The following is a 14,205-nucleotide window of genomic DNA, read 5'->3' on the forward strand; positions in this document are numbered from 1 at the left end:
CGTGCCGTGTCGCCGGGTGGAGTGAACTCCCCGGTCCGCGCCTTCCGCGCTGTCGGGGGCACGCCCCGCTTCATGCGCGAGGGTCGCGGCGCGATCCTCACCGACGTCGACGGCAACACCTACGTCGACCTGGTGGCCTCCTGGGGGCCGATGCTCCTGGGCCACGCGCGCCCAGAGGTCATCGAGGCCGTCCGCGACGCGGCGAGTCGTGGGACCTCCTTCGGCACGCCGAGCGAGCCGGAGGTCGCCCTGGCCGAGGAGATCGTCGCTCGTACCCCGGTCGACCTGGTGCGCATGGTGTCCTCGGGCACCGAAGCCACCATGTCGGCGATCCGGCTGGCCCGCGGCTGGACCGGCCGCGACCTGATCGTGAAGTTCGCCGGCTGCTACCACGGCCACGTCGACGCGCTGCTGGTCGAGGCGGGCTCGGGCGTCGTCACGTTCGGGCTCCCGGGCACGCCTGGCATCCCCACGGCGTCGACCGCACAGACGATCGTGCTGCCCTACAACGACCGCGAGGCCGTCGCGGCGGCCTTCGCCGAGCACGGCGCGCAGATCGCCTGCGTCATCACCGAGGCTGCGCCCGGCAACATGGGCGCCGTCCCGCCGCTTCCCGGCTTCAACGCGTTCCTCGCCGAGACCTGCCGGTCCCACGGCGCCCTGTTCGTCTCCGACGAGGTCATGACCGGCTTCCGGGTCAGCCGCAGCGGGCACTGGGGTCTGGACGGTGCCCACGAAGGGTGGGCCCCCGACCTGATGACGTTCGGCAAGGTCATGGGTGGTGGGTTCCCGGCGGCGGCGTTCGGTGGGCGCGAGGAGATCATGCGACAGCTCGCACCGGAGGGTCCGGTCTACCAGGCGGGCACCCTCTCGGGGAACCCGGTGGCCACGACGGCCGGCCTCACGACGCTGCGCCTGGCCACCGACGACGTGTACGCCCACCTCGACGCCGTCTCGACCACCCTCCAGGGGTTGGTGGACAAGGCCCTCGACGCGGCCGGTGTGCCTCATGTCGTCCAGGCCGCGGGCAACCTCTTCAGCGCCTTCCTCGGCCGTACGGACGCCGTCGTCGACTTCGCCGACGCGCAGGCGCAGAGCCAGCCGGCGTACCGGGCGTTCTTCCACGCGATGCTCGACAACGGCGTCTACCTGCCGCCGAGCGCGTTCGAGGCGTGGTTCGTCTCCCACGCCCTCGACGACGATGCCCTCGACACCGTCGAGCGGGCTCTCGTGCCGGCGGCCCAGGCTGCCGCCGAGGCGCTCCGGGCCTGACCGGCGTGCCTTCTCGGCCCTGCTGGGCGACCACCCCACCGCAATCCTCGAACGACCCGCGAGAATGACCCCATGACGACCCAGGACCGCACCATCGTCCACCTGATGCGGCACGGCGAGGTGCACAACCCCGCTGGTGTCCTCTACGGACGCCTCCCCGACTACCACCTCTCCGACCTTGGCCGCCAGATGGCCGAGCGGGGCGCGGAGTACTTCGACGGTGGCGACGTCACGCACCTGGTGGCCTCGCCCCTCGAGCGCGCGCAGGAGACGATGCAGCCCATCGCCGCGACGCTGGGCCTCGAGGTGACCACCGATCCGCGTGTCATCGAGGCGGGCAACCGGTTCGAGGGCAAGACGTTCGGCGTCGGTGACGGGTCCCTCCGGCACCCCGTCACGTGGTGGATGTTGCGCAACCCCTCGAAGCCGTCCTGGGGCGAGCCGTACACGCAGATCGCCGCCCGGATGCTCGCCGCGATGGCGGACGCACGGGACGCGGCGCGCGGGCACGAGGCCGTGATCGTCTCGCACCAGCTGCCGATCTGGGTCTCACGGCTGACCGTCGAGCGACGCCGCTACCTCCACGACCCCCGCCGACGCCAGTGCTCCCTCGCGAGTGTCACCTCGGTGACCTACGAGGGCGACGTGCCGGTGGCGGTCGCCTACAACGAGCCGGCCGGTGACCTCATCCCCGCCAAGCTGCGCAAGAAGTTCGTCGGCGGCGCATGACCTCCCACGCCATCCGTCCTCTCGCTGCGCGACTGCTCGCCTCCGTCGCCGCGGTGGCGCTGCTCGCCGGCTGCTCGTCGTCGACGCAGGCAGACGAGACGACGGGTGGCTTCGTGGCCGGCGACGGCAGCATCACCGTGCCGAAGCCGGCCGAGCGCGAGCCGGCCCCGGAGCTGTCCGGGGAGACCCTCGAGGGCGACCCGATCGCGCTGTCCGACTTCGCCGGCAAGACAGTCGTCGTGAACGTCTGGGGCTCGTGGTGCGCCGACTGCCGGGTCGAGGCGCCCGCGTTCGCCGCGCTCGACGCCGAGACCGGTGACGACGTGCAGTTCCTGGGCATCAATATCCGCGACTCCCGCGCGGCCGCGCTGGCCTACGACGAGAACTTCGACATCGGCTACCCCTCGATCTTCGACCGCACCGGTCAGGCCGTGCTCGGCTTCCGCGACAGCCTCCCGTCGATGGCGGTCCCGACGACCTGGGTGATCGCGCCGGACGGGACCGTCTCGGCCCGCATCCTCGGCTCGATCACGGAGTCGACGCTGCGGGGTCTCATCGAGGAAGCGGGAGCGGTCTGATGGGTGGATGGGCCTCAGACGCCGTCATGTCCGGATCGCTGCTGGTCGCCACGGCCGTCGCGCTCCTGGCAGGGCTCGTGTCCTTCTTCTCGCCGTGCGTCGTGCCGTTGCTCCCGGGTTATCTCTCCTACGTCTCGGGGATGACCGCGGCCGAGGTGGCGGCAGACGGCAAGTCGGCCAGGCAGCGCGGGAGACTGCTCGCCGGCGCGGTCCTCTTCGTGCTCGGCTTCAGCGCCGTCTTCGTCTCCTACGGGGTGCTCTTCGGCTCGATCGGCTACGAGCTCAGGGAGTACGAGCGGCCGATCGCGATCGTGATGGGAGTCGTCGTCATCGTCTTGGGCCTGGGCTTCATGGGCTTCGTCCCGTGGCTCCAGCGTGACGTCCGGATCCACGCCGTGCCGTCGGTCGGCCTCGCGGTCGCCCCGCTGCTCGGGGTGCTGTTCGCGATCGGGTGGACGCCGTGCATCGGGCCCGCGCTGGGCGCGGTGCTCACCCTCGCCTACGGCGAGGGCACGGCGGGTCGTGGCGCGTTCCTCACTTTCGTGTACTGCCTCGGGCTGGGCATCCCGTTCCTGCTGGCGGCGGTGGCGTTCAGCCGCTTCGCGCGGGCGACCTCCTGGGTGCGCAGGCACCAGCGGGTGATCTCCCTCGTGGGTGGAGGGTTGCTCGTCGTCGTCGGCGTGCTCCTCGTGACAGGGCTGTGGGGGCAGCTGATGACCGAGCTGACCTCGTGGGTCGGCAGCTTCAGGCCGGTGGTGTGATGGCAGACGATCGACGGGCTCCGACCAAGAAGGGCCGTGGAGGCGCTGCACCGGCGCTCTCGTTCGTGGAGACGGCCCGGTGGGCGTGGCGACAGCTGACGTCGATGCGTACGGCGCTGTTCCTCCTGCTCCTGCTCGCGCTCGCGGCGGTCCCGGGCTCGATCGTGCCGCAGCGGTCGGTCGACGCCCGCGCCGTCCAGGCCTACTTCGAGCGTCACCCCGACCTGGCGCCTGTGCTCGACACGCTGGGGGCCTTCCACGTCTACACGTCGGTCTGGTTCAGCGCGATCTACATCCTGCTGATGGTGTCGCTGGTGGGCTGCATCATCCCGCGCGTGGGCGTGTATGCCTCCGCGCTGCGGGCCCGTCCGCCGCGTGCCCCCAAGAACTTCTCCCGGCTCCCGGCGTCGGCGACGTACGAGACGACCGCCGACGTCGAGACGGTCCTGGCCGCCGCCCGGGGGGCCCTCGGTCGCGCCCGCAAGGACACGGTCACCGACGCCGACGCCTCCGGGGACGTCGTCGAGGGCGAGGTCCGTGCGGAGACCGGCTACCTGCGCGAGCTCGGCAACCTCGTCTTCCATGTCAGCCTCGTGGTCGTGCTGGTCGGCGTGGCGTCGATGAGCCTGCTCGGCTATCGCGGCAACGCCATCGTCACCGAGGGCAGCGGCTTCTCCAACACGCTCACCCAGTTCGACGAGTTCACCTCCGGGGGCCTGTTCGACACCGACGACCTGCCGCCCTTCTCGCTGACGCTCGACGACTTCGACGCGACGTTCGAGACCGACGGACCGCAGCGCGGGGCGCCACGCGACTTCGTCGCGACCGGGACCGTCACCGACCGCCCTGGTGACGAGCCGCGTCCGTACGAGCTGAAGGTCAACCATCCGCTGCGGGTCGACGGTGCGTCGGTCTACCTCGTGGGCCAGGGATATGCCCCGGTGATCCGGGTGAAGGACGGCAACGGTCGCGTCGTGTTCGAGGACGCGGTGCCGTTCCTTCCCTCCGACCCGAGCTACACGTCCAACGGCGTGGTGAAGGTCGCCGACGCGCGACCCCAGCAGCTCGGCTTCCAGGGCTTCTTCCTCCCCACCGCCGTCTCGACCGGTGACGACGACATCCCGGTCTCGGCGCACCCGGCCGCCGCGAACCCGTTGCTCGGACTGTTCGCCTACTACGGCGACCTCGGGCTGGACGACGGCGAGACCCAGTCGGTCTACATCTTGGACAAGGACAACCTCACGCAGTTCACCGGTGACGACGGGGAGCCGTTGCGGATCATGCTCGGGCCGGGCCAGAGCGTCTCGCTCCCGGACGGCGCAGGGACGGTCGAGTTCGTGGAGCTCCGGCAGTTCGTCCGCTTCCAGTTCAGCGCCCAGCCCGGCGTGATGGTTCCGCTGTGGGGCGTCTCGGTCGGCGTGATGGGTCTGATCCTGTCGCTGACGATCCGGCCGCGACGGACGTGGGTCCGCGCTCGTCGACGCGAGGACGGCGTGACCGTGGTCGAGGTCGCCGCGCTGGACCGCGTCCCTCGCAGCGACGTCGCGCAGACCGTCGACGACCTCAGGGAGCGGCTCGTCGAGCGCACGGGGCATACTGGCAAGGACTACGACGCGGCGTCGGAGACCGATGACGCCGCGGTGGGCGCGACAGGATCGCGCCGTACGAGCGAGGACGAGGGATGACACTCGAGGACTGGGCCAACTTCTCCAACGCCGCGATCGCGTCGGCGACCGCGGTGCTGGCGCTGGCGTGGCTGGCGTCGGTCGCGCAGTGGGCGTTCGGCTCGAAGGCCGTCCGGGCCGAACGCTCGGCCCGCGCCGCCGAGCCCGCGCTCGCGGGCGCGGCGATCTCGGGGGCTGGGTCGGGTGCTGGGTCGTCGGACGCCTCTGGCGCGACGACCACGGCGACGACCGCCGCCGCGGCCGAGACCGCCGAGGAACGCTCCGACCTCTTCGGCCGTGTGGCGCTCTCGCTGACCGTCCTCGGCTTCCTCGTGCTCCTCGCCGGCGTCGTCGGGCGCGGTCTGGCGGCCGAGCGGGTCCCGTGGGGCAACATGTACGAGTTCGCGACCACCGGGATCGCCGTCGTCCTCGCCGGCTACCTCGTGATGGTCGTCCTCATGCAGGTCCAGTGGCTGGCGCCGATCGTCCTCGGCTTCTCGGTGGTCGTGCTCGGTCTTTCGATGACGGTGTACGTGCCGGCCGGTCCGCTCGTGCCGGCTCTCGACTCGTACTGGCTCGTCATCCACGTCATCTCGGCGATGGTCGCCGGCGCGGGCTTCCTCGTCGGGGCCGGCGCCTCGGTGCTCTACCTGCTGCGCACCCGCGCCGACGCGAGGGGTGGCGCCAAGGGCTACCTCGGCCGGCTGCCCAAGGCCGCCGCGATGGACCAGCTCGCCTACCGCGTGACCGCCTTCTCGTTCCCTGTCTGGACGTTCGCGGCCCTGATCTCCGGGCCCATCTGGGCGGAGCACGCGTGGGGTCGTCCGTGGGGGTGGGACCCGAAGGAGGTCTGGGCGTTCATCACCTGGGTGGCCTACGCCGGCTACCTCCACGCCCGCGCCACAGCGGGCTGGAAGGGCAGGGCCGCCGCGATCCTCGCCCTGATCGCGTTCGCGACGTTCGTGTTCAACTTCGTCGGCGTGAACCTCTTCTTCCCCGGCCTCCACTCGTACGCGAAGTAGCCTCCGGGCTCAGAGGCCTCGGAGGAAGTCGGGGTCGTCGTCCGGGCCGCGCGCGATGGGGCGCTGGGGCCGCGGAGGGCCGGCAGGCTTGGTGCGCACCTTGCCGAAGACGAGCCACGTCGCGACTCCGAGGGCGGGCACCAGCGCGACGATCGCCCAGAGCGGCTTCGGGAGATAACGGACCCGGTCCGGCGGTGTGGCGATGACGTCGAACAGCGCGTACACCGCGAACGCCACGACGATGATGACCGGAATCGCCTTGCCCATGCGGCCAGGGTACCGGTGCGCCCGAACCGTCGGCAGGCCCAGGAGCCGCCCTAGGCTGGCGACATGAGCATCGCATCCTCCCTGGTCGGCCTCGACGACATCCGGGCCGCGGCCGAAAGGATCGCCGGCACCTGTCTGCGGACGCCGGTGGTCCCGTTCGTGACGCCGGAGGGCAGCGTCCCGTGGGCCGTGAAGGCGGAAGGGCTCCAGCCGACCGGAGCGTTCAAGCTGCGCGGCGCCACCAACGCCGTGGCCCTTCTCGACGACGCGCAGCGTCGTGCGGGCGTCGTGACCCACTCGTCGGGCAACCACGCGCAGGCCGTCGCGTACGCGGCCCGTGTCGCCGGGGTCCACGCGACCATCGTGATCCCCGACAACGCCCCCGAGGTCAAGGTCGCCGCGACCCGTCGGTGGGGTGCGGACGTCGTCATGGTCGCCCCCTCGCAGCGGCACGCGCGTGCGCAGGAGATCGCCGCGGAGACCGGTGCCGCGCTGATCCCGCCGTACGACGACGCGCGCGTCATCGCCGGCCAGGGCACGGTCGGGCTGGAGATCGTCGAGCAGGTTCCCGACCTGGCGACGGTGGTCGTCCCGGTCAGCGGCGGCGGCCTGGTGAGCGGCGTCGCCGCGGCGGTCAAGGCTCTGCGCCCGGACGTCCGGGTGGTCGCGGTCGAGCCGGAGCTCGCGGCAGACCTCGCGGAGGGCTGGGCGGCGGGGGAGCGCAGGGTCTGGTCGGTCGCCGACACGTCTCGGACGGTCGCCGACGGGCTCCGCACGGACTCGGTCGGCGTGCTGAACTGGGACCACATCACGGCCTACGTCGATGACGTGGTCACGGTCTCCGAGGAGGAGATCCTCGCGGCGGTGGGCGCCGTCGTGCGCGGCGCCCGGGTGGTCGTCGAGCCGAGCGGTGCGGTCGCTGCGGCGGCTGTGCTCAAGGGCGTGGTCGGTGACACCGCCGGGACCACGGTCGCGATCGCCTCGGGGGCCAACATCGACCCGGCGGTGCTCGCTCGGCTGGTCTGACCCGTCGACAGGATCAGACCACGGTCTGATGGGCGAGCGGCTCCGGCCGCCTACCCTGGCCAGGTGAGGAGAGTGACGGCGTGGACGCGTGACCACCCCTTCGCGGTGGACGCGGCCCTGGCCGGCGCACTCGCCCTGCCGCTCGTCCCCTTCGCGCTCAACCTGGGCACCGCGGGCACCGCCGGCGAGGCGGGCTACCAGATCCTCATCCTCCTGGCGCTGGCATGGCGCCGTACACGCCCGGTGGCGTCGTTCACGCTCGTGTCGCTGCTGCTGGCGGGCCAGCTGGTCCTGACCGACGAACCGCTCTACGCCGACGTCGCCCTCCTCGTCGCGCTCTACTCCGTCGCCGCGTACGGCCCGCTCTGGGCTCGGCGTGCCGGGCTCGGCGTCGGCTTCCTCGGGGTGCTCCTCTCGACCCTCGACTGGTACGCGTCCTCGCCCGAGTCCAGCATCGTCGGCAACATCGTCGTCATGAGCCTCGTCGTCGCTGCGCCGTGGTCCTTCGGCGCCTACATGCGCACGCGGCGGGAGTACGTCGTCGGCCTGGAGGAGCGGGCCCGCCAGCTCGAGCGTGACGCCGAGCAGCAGGCACAGATCGCCGCCGCGGCCGAACGCGCACGGATCGCCCGCGAGATGCACGACGTCGTCGCGCACAGCCTGTCGGTGATCGTCGTCCAGGCCGACGGCGCGCTCTACGCCTCGAGGACGCGGCCCGAGGCGGCGAGCGAGACCCTCGAGACGATCTCGCGCACGTCGCGCCAGTCCCTCGCCGAGATGCGCCGCCTGCTCGGGCTCCTGCGCGACGACGACGCCTCCGACGCGACGCAGCGGGCGCCCATGCCGACGGCGACCGACGTGCCGACCCTGGTCGACCAGGTGCGCCGCAGCGGGCTGGACGTCCGTGCCGAGGTCACGGGAGACCTGTCGGCGGTCGACACGACCACCGGACTGACCGTCTACCGCGTGGTGCAGGAGGCGCTCACCAACACCCTCAAGCACGCCGGCGCCGGTGTCCGCACGCGGGTCCAGGTCGGTGTGCTCCCCGACCACGTGCTGGTCTGCGTCGAGGACGACGGGGGCACCCAGCCGGTGGCTGCCGGACCGTCGCCGCGCGGAGGACACGGCATCCGCGGCATCCGGGAGCGCATCGCCATCCACGACGGCACGGTCGTGGCCGGACCATTGGCCAGTGGCGGGTTCCGGGTCGAGGCCCGCATCCCGTACGGGAAGGAGACCAGGTGAGCGACCTGCCCGAGGAGGGGTCGTCCGAGCGCCCGCTGCGGGTGTTCCTCGTCGACGACCAGCAGCTGGTCCGGGCGGGCTTCCGGATGCTGGTGGAGTCGCAGCCGGACATGGAGGTCGTCGGCGAGGCGGCCGACGGGCTCGAGGCCGTGGAGCGGCTGTCGGTGACCGGCGTCGACGTGGTGCTGATGGACGTCCGGATGCCGCGGCTGGACGGTGTGGCCGCGACGCGTGTCCTGAGCGAGCGGGGATCGACCGCCCGTGTCGTGGTGCTCACGACGTTCGACCTCGACGAGTACGTCTACAGCGGACTGCGGGCTGGCGCGTCGGCGTTCCTGCTCAAGGACGCCCCGCCGGAGGTGCTGCTGGCCGCGATCCGTGACGTGCACCGCGGCGACGCGGTGGTGGCGCCGAGTGCGACCCGGCGGATGCTGGAGCGGTTCTCCGACCAGCTGCCCGACGGTGAGGCCGCCCCCGACCATCGCCTCGACATGCTCACCGATCGAGAGCGCGAGGTGCTGGTCCTCGTCGCGCAAGGGCTCACCAACTCCGAGATCGCGAGGCGACTCGTCGTCGCGGAGCCGACCGTCAAGACTCACATCGGGCGGCTGCTGGCCAAGACCGGCAGCCGGGACCGGGTGCAGCTCGTCGTCCTCGCGTACGACACCGCGCTGGTGCGCCCGACCACCTGAGCCGAAGGACACTGGCACGTACGACCGCGGTATGACCGCGCACGTCGGAGAGGGGTCCGCGGGTCGACGCTCACGACGGCCGCGGTTCCTAGCGTGGTCGTCATGTCATCGATCCCTGTCTCCTCTCTCGCCTCGGCCGTGCCGGGCGGCGTCCAGACCCCCACCGACACGGCGGCCGCGCGGACCCGCGGGCTCGTCAAGACCTACGGCCGCGGTCCGGCGGAGGTCCGGGCTCTCGACGGCGTCGACCTCACCATCGAGCGCGCCCGGCTCACCGCGATCATGGGCCCGTCGGGCTCGGGGAAGTCCACGCTCATGCACTGCCTGGCCGGGCTCGACTCGCCGACCTCCGGGGAGGTCGAGGTCGCGGGTACGGGCCTCGGCGACCTCGACGACAACGCCCTCACGAGGTTCCGGCGCGAGCACGTCGGGTTCGTGTTCCAGGCGTTCAACCTGCTCCCCACCCTCACCGCGCGCCACAACATCCTGCTCCCGCTGGACCTGGCGGGTCGCGAGCCGGACTGGCGGCGCTTCGACACGCTCATCGAGGTGCTCGGCCTCGCCGACCGACTCTCGCACCGTCCGTCGGAGCTCTCCGGCGGCCAGCAGCAGCGGGTCGCGATCGCGCGGGCGCTGCTCTCCTCGCCCGACGTCGTCTTCGCCGACGAGCCGACCGGCAACCTGGACAGCCGCTCCAGCGCCGAGGTTCTCGACTTCCTCCGCCGCTCGGTCGACGAGCTCGCGCAGACCGTCGTGATGGTGACGCACGAGCCGACCGCGGCCGCGTACGCCGACCGTGTGCTGCTGCTGCGAGACGGGCGGCTGGCCGGGACGCTCGAGCGCCCCACCGCCGAGGACGTCGTCACCGCGATCGCCGGACTGGACGCCTGATGCGCACGGTGCTCTGGGGGTCCTTGCGGGCGCACTCCCGGCGCTACGTCGCCGCCGTCGCCGCCATCGTCATGTCGGTGGCCTTCATGGTCGCCGTGAACGCCCTGAGCGCCTCGGCCCGTGACGGGCTCAGGTCCGACGTCGTCGCTCAGTACGCCGGCGCCGACCTGGTCGTGGACACGTCGGCCGACGACTCCCGCACCCTGGACCGGCTCATCGACCAGATCCGGGCCGTCGACGGCGTCGAGGGGGCGGTCGTCAACCGGCTCGGCTTCGTGGAGGTGGAGGCCCGCTCGGCCCGGCAGCTGATGAGTGTCGGCACAGTCGCCGCGGACCGAGACCTGAGGTGGCAGGAGGTCACCGACGGAGTCGCTCCGCAGCGGCCGCGGGAGGCGCTCATGGCCGCTTCGAGCGCGAAGCGGTACGACGTCGCGCTGGGCGACACCGTGCGCGTCTTCGGGCAACGCGGCCCGGTGGAGGTGGCGATCACCGGCTTTACGACGAGCCCGGGCGGCACGCTGGGATCGACGGTGTACGTCTCGGAGCAGGTCGGCTCGCGGCTCGGTGACGTCCTCACGGCCGACGACGTGTCCGTGCGCGTCGCCGACACGACCGCGGCAGCGACGGGGAAGGCGCTGCGGTCTGCCGTGGGTGCAGACAGGTCCGAGCGTCCGGTCGCCGATCGTGAGGCATGGGTCGACTCCGCGGTCGCGGAGGCCACCAACGACGTGGACATTCTCCAGCGGATGGTCCTGGTGTTCGCCGCGATCTCGGCATTCGTCGGGACGCTGGTCATCGCGAGCACCATCACGACCGTCCTCGCCCAGCGCCGCCGTGAGCTCGCGCTGCTGCGCTGCGTCGGCGCGACCCGCCGTCAGATCGTCCGCTCGCTGCGCCTGGAGTCGCTCGCCCTCGGAGTGGCGGCCTCGACGGTCGGGGTGCTGGTCGGCTGGGGACTCGGGCACGCGACCGTCGCCGCCCTGCGCGCGTGGACGGCCGGGATCAGTTTCGGGGCGGTGTCGCTGAGCCCGCTCGGCGTCGGCCTGCCGTTCGCCCTCGGCGTGCTGGTCGCGGTGGGGGCGACGGTCCTGCCTGCTCGCCGGATCGGTCGCCTCACACCGCTGGAGGCCCTCCGCCCGCACGAGACCACGGGACTCTCCGGGGGCGCCGGGAGGATCCGCGTGGCCCTGGGCGCGGTGCTCGTGTCCGTCGGTGGCGCCGGCCTGGTCCTGGGGACCGGTGACCTGATCCCGGTCGGCCTCGCCGGCGGCATGACGTCGTTCCTCGGCGTGGTCGTCCTCGCCCCGTTGCTGGTCCCCGCCCTCCTCCGGCTGGTCGGGCCGGTCGTCGGACGCAGCGGTGTCTCGGGCCGGCTCGCGGCGGACAACGTCGTCCGCAACCCTCGCCGGACCGCCTCGACGGCGACCTCCCTCCTCATCGGCGTCACGCTCATCACGATGGTGGTGATCGGCACCGCCTCGTTGCGCGGGTCGATCGACCGGGACCTGGACGCGTCGTACGCGCTCGACGTCGGGGTGGTCGCGGCCGGGGGCCCTCTCGCCGAGGGTGTCGGGGACCGCGTCGATGGCGTCGACGGCGTCGACTCGGTCGCCACCCTGCCGGGAGGGGAGGTCGAGATGGACGGGCACCGTGTGCTGGCGCTGGAGGTGTCGCCGGCGGCGGCGCGCATCGTCCACGGCGACACGGTGGTCCCGGGTCCGGGAGAGCTCGTCATCGGTGAGGAGCTCTCGACCGCCCTCGACCTCTCGTACGGCGAGAGCGCCCGGCTGCGGACGACGTTCGGCGAGCTCGACCTCCGTCCACGCGGCGGCGGGTCGCTCGGCGAGGTCGTCCTCGTCGGACCGGGGGTGCTCGACGAGCTGGGCGTGGCAGCGGAACCGCGCGCGGTCTGGGCGCGCGGCGAGGGTGGGGCGCCCGCGGAACAGGTCATGGCCGACACGGCGACCGTCGCCCGGTCCGCCGGTGCCGACGTCGCCGGAAGCATGGTCCAGCGGACCTGGATCGGCCTGCAGCTCGACGTGATGCTGGCGGTCGTCGTCGGCCTGCTCGCCGTCGCGGTCCTCATCGCCGTCGTCGGCATGACGGGGACCTTGAGCCTGTCGATCCTCGAGCGCTCGCGGGAGAACGCGCTGCTGCGGGCGCTCGGCCTCAGCCGCGGCGGGCTTCGACGCACGCTCGCGGGCGAGGCCCTCCTCATGGCCGGAGTCGGCGCCGTGCTGGGAACCACCCTCGGAGGTGCGTACGCATGGCTCGGCGTCCGGGCGCTCACCGAGGGTCTCGTCGACGACGTCGCGTTCTCGGTGCCGTGGCTCCAGGTCGCGATCGTGCTCGCCGCCACGACGGCGACCGGTCTGATCGCCTCGGTGGTCCCGGCACGGCGGGCCACGCGGGTGTCGCCGGCGAAGGGAATCGCGATGCTCTGACGCTCTGTCCGCGTCGCACTCGGCCGGCGGCCCTCCGACCCGCCACAATGGAGGAGGTCGCGTCGTCGGAACGCGACCGACGACGATGAAAGGTGGGGCCGCGGTCGATGTCGGAGCCGACGAACGGCCGGGTCGGTGAGCTGGTCGACGGGCGTTACCGCCTGTTGGCGCTCGTGGGCCGTGGCGGCATGGCCGACGTGTACCGGGCGCGTGACGAGCTCCTCGGTCGTGTCGTCGCCGTCAAGATGATGCGCGCCGAGGCGGGGGTCGAGGTCGAGGACGCGCTACGCCGTCACGAGATGGAGGCGAGGATCGGCGCCGGCGTCTCCCACCCCGGCCTGGTCACGGTCTTCGACGTCCAGGCCGACGGTGAGGCGCCGTACCTGGTGATGGAGTACGTCCCCGGCAAGACGCTCAGCCGGGTGCTCGTCGACGGGCCGATGGATCCCGAGACGGTCGCCGACATCGGAGCGCAGCTCGCCGACGCGCTGGCGGCCATCCACGACAACGGTGTGCTCCACCGGGACGTGAAGCCGTCCAACGTGATGCTCGTCGAGCGGAGCGGCGCGGCGCCGCGGGTCAAGCTCACCGACTTCGGGGTCTCCCGCTATCTCGAGGGCACTCGTCTGACCTCGCCCGACCTTCTGGTCGGTACGGCGCGTTATCTGAGCCCCGAGCAGGCGGTCCTGGACGAGGTCGGGCCGCGCGCCGACGTCTATGCCCTGGGCCTGGTCCTCCTGGAGGCACTCACCGGTGAGGACCCGTTCCCCGGCACGCGGGTCGAGACGTTGTCGGCACGGCTGCACCGTCCGCCGCGCATCCCGGAGTCGCTCGGGCCCGACTGGGCGTTGGCGCTGGGTGCGATGACACGGCGCGACCCCGACGAGCGGCCGGACGCGCGGGGTGCCGCGGCGGCACTGCGGGCGGTGCGTGACGGCGGAGACGTCGCGGCCGCGCTCGCCGCGGCCGGCGTGACGGTCACCGACCCCGGAGGCAGCGACACGGTGGTCGGTCTTCCGGTCGCCGACGATCCCACGGAGGCCGCGGCACCCGCCGCGGGCCCGGTGATCGGCGCTGCTGCCGGGGGTGCCGCGGCCGGTGCGGCGCTCGGTTCCGCGGCACAGGCTGAGGGTGACTCGGAGGAGCCGGATCCCGTCACCGACACGGCCGAGCAGGAGCCCGTCACGGCCGAGGCGGTGGCCCCGGCGGCTGCCGCCGGAGCGACCGCGCCGCTGGCCGCCAGCGACGAGCCGCCGACCGGTGGTGGCTCAGCCCTCGACGACACCGGCAGTCCGGCGGACGAGCCCTCGCCCTGGGCGCGCCGCGCCCCCTTGATCGCGGTCGCGGTGGTGCTCATCGCCGCCGCAGTGGCCGTGGGGCTCGTCCTGACCAGCGGTGACGATCCGTCCGACCCTGTCCCCACCCCGACGCCGACGCGGACGACGCCGACGGAGACCAGCAGCACGCGCTCCCCCTCTCCGACGCAGACCAGCAGGCCCGCGCCGACGCGGACGACGCCCACCCGGACGACGCCGACGCGGACGAGGCCGACGGAGACATCACCGACTCGGACGCCGACCACCGCGTCTCCGACGCCGACGACCGCGCCGCCCA

13 protein-coding genes are annotated in these 14,205 nt (G+C 72.6%); 12 read left to right on the top strand and 1 reads right to left on the bottom strand.

The window, feature by feature from the left end; translation table 11 throughout:
• The 6 genes from hemL to ccsB form a co-directional block, all read left to right on the top strand.
• On the top strand, positions 1 to 1,272 hold a 1,272-nt coding region (gene hemL / locus PV363_RS09245), incomplete at its 5' end, for a glutamate-1-semialdehyde 2,1-aminomutase (protein ID WP_301022177.1).
• Between the two features lie 72 nt (positions 1,273 to 1,344).
• Positions 1,345 to 2,001 (top strand): histidine phosphatase family protein, encoded by a 657-nt coding sequence (locus PV363_RS09250; protein ID WP_220345394.1) that lies wholly within the window; start codon positions 1,345 to 1,347, stop codon positions 1,999 to 2,001.
• Positions 1,998 to 2,579, top strand: a complete 582-nt coding sequence (locus PV363_RS09255; RefSeq protein ID WP_220364869.1) for a TlpA disulfide reductase family protein — start codon at positions 1,998 to 2,000, stop codon at positions 2,577 to 2,579. The genes PV363_RS09250 and PV363_RS09255 overlap by 4 nt, the downstream gene beginning before the upstream one ends.
• A 26-nt stretch (positions 2,580 to 2,605) precedes the next feature.
• Positions 2,606 to 3,340 (top strand): cytochrome c biogenesis CcdA family protein, encoded by a 735-nt coding sequence (locus PV363_RS09260; RefSeq protein ID WP_255559003.1) that lies wholly within the window; start codon positions 2,606 to 2,608, stop codon positions 3,338 to 3,340.
• Complete coding sequence (locus PV363_RS09265) at positions 3,340 to 5,025, top strand: cytochrome c biogenesis protein ResB (protein WP_301022178.1); 1,686 nt, start codon at positions 3,340 to 3,342, stop codon at positions 5,023 to 5,025. The genes PV363_RS09260 and PV363_RS09265 overlap by 1 nt, the downstream gene beginning before the upstream one ends.
• Complete coding sequence (ccsB, locus tag PV363_RS09270; protein ID WP_301022179.1) at positions 5,022 to 6,026, top strand: c-type cytochrome biogenesis protein CcsB; 1,005 nt, start codon at positions 5,022 to 5,024, stop codon at positions 6,024 to 6,026. Before PV363_RS09265 ends, ccsB begins: the two co-directional genes overlap by 4 nt.
• A 9-nt stretch (positions 6,027 to 6,035) precedes the next feature.
• Here the strand turns inward: ccsB and PV363_RS09275 are convergent, their stop codons facing one another.
• Positions 6,036 to 6,293, bottom strand: coding sequence for a PLDc N-terminal domain-containing protein (locus tag PV363_RS09275; RefSeq protein ID WP_220345389.1), 258 nt, complete (start codon positions 6,291 to 6,293; stop codon positions 6,036 to 6,038).
• 63 nt (positions 6,294 to 6,356) lie between these two features.
• Between PV363_RS09275 and PV363_RS09280 the strand changes: the two genes are divergently transcribed.
• From PV363_RS09280 to PV363_RS09305, 6 genes are all read left to right on the top strand, one after another.
• Positions 6,357 to 7,319, top strand: a complete 963-nt coding sequence (locus tag PV363_RS09280; protein WP_220345388.1) for a threonine/serine dehydratase — start codon at positions 6,357 to 6,359, stop codon at positions 7,317 to 7,319.
• Positions 7,320 to 7,382: 63 nt separating this feature from the next.
• On the top strand, positions 7,383 to 8,564 hold the full coding sequence (locus tag PV363_RS09285) for a histidine kinase (protein WP_220364873.1): 1,182 nt from the start codon (positions 7,383 to 7,385) through the stop codon (positions 8,562 to 8,564).
• Positions 8,561 to 9,256 carry a response regulator transcription factor gene (locus tag PV363_RS09290; RefSeq protein ID WP_301022180.1) on the top strand — a complete coding sequence of 232 codons (696 nt, stop codon included), beginning with the start codon at positions 8,561 to 8,563 and terminating at the stop codon, positions 9,254 to 9,256. Before PV363_RS09285 ends, PV363_RS09290 begins: the two co-directional genes overlap by 4 nt.
• Before the next feature lie 102 nt (positions 9,257 to 9,358).
• A complete protein-coding gene (locus PV363_RS09295) occupies positions 9,359 to 10,147 on the top strand; it encodes an ABC transporter ATP-binding protein (protein WP_301022181.1) in 789 nt (262 codons plus the stop codon).
• Complete coding sequence (locus PV363_RS09300) at positions 10,147 to 12,591, top strand: FtsX-like permease family protein (protein ID WP_301022182.1); 2,445 nt, start codon at positions 10,147 to 10,149, stop codon at positions 12,589 to 12,591. The genes PV363_RS09295 and PV363_RS09300 overlap by 1 nt, the downstream gene beginning before the upstream one ends.
• 107 nt (positions 12,592 to 12,698) lie before the next feature.
• Positions 12,699 to 14,205 (top strand): serine/threonine-protein kinase (locus PV363_RS09305; RefSeq protein WP_301022183.1); only part of this gene is annotated, 1,507 nt, incomplete at its 3' end.

Source organism: Mumia sp., from assembly GCF_028803055.1.
Lineage (GTDB): Bacteria > Actinomycetota > Actinomycetes > Propionibacteriales > Nocardioidaceae > Mumia.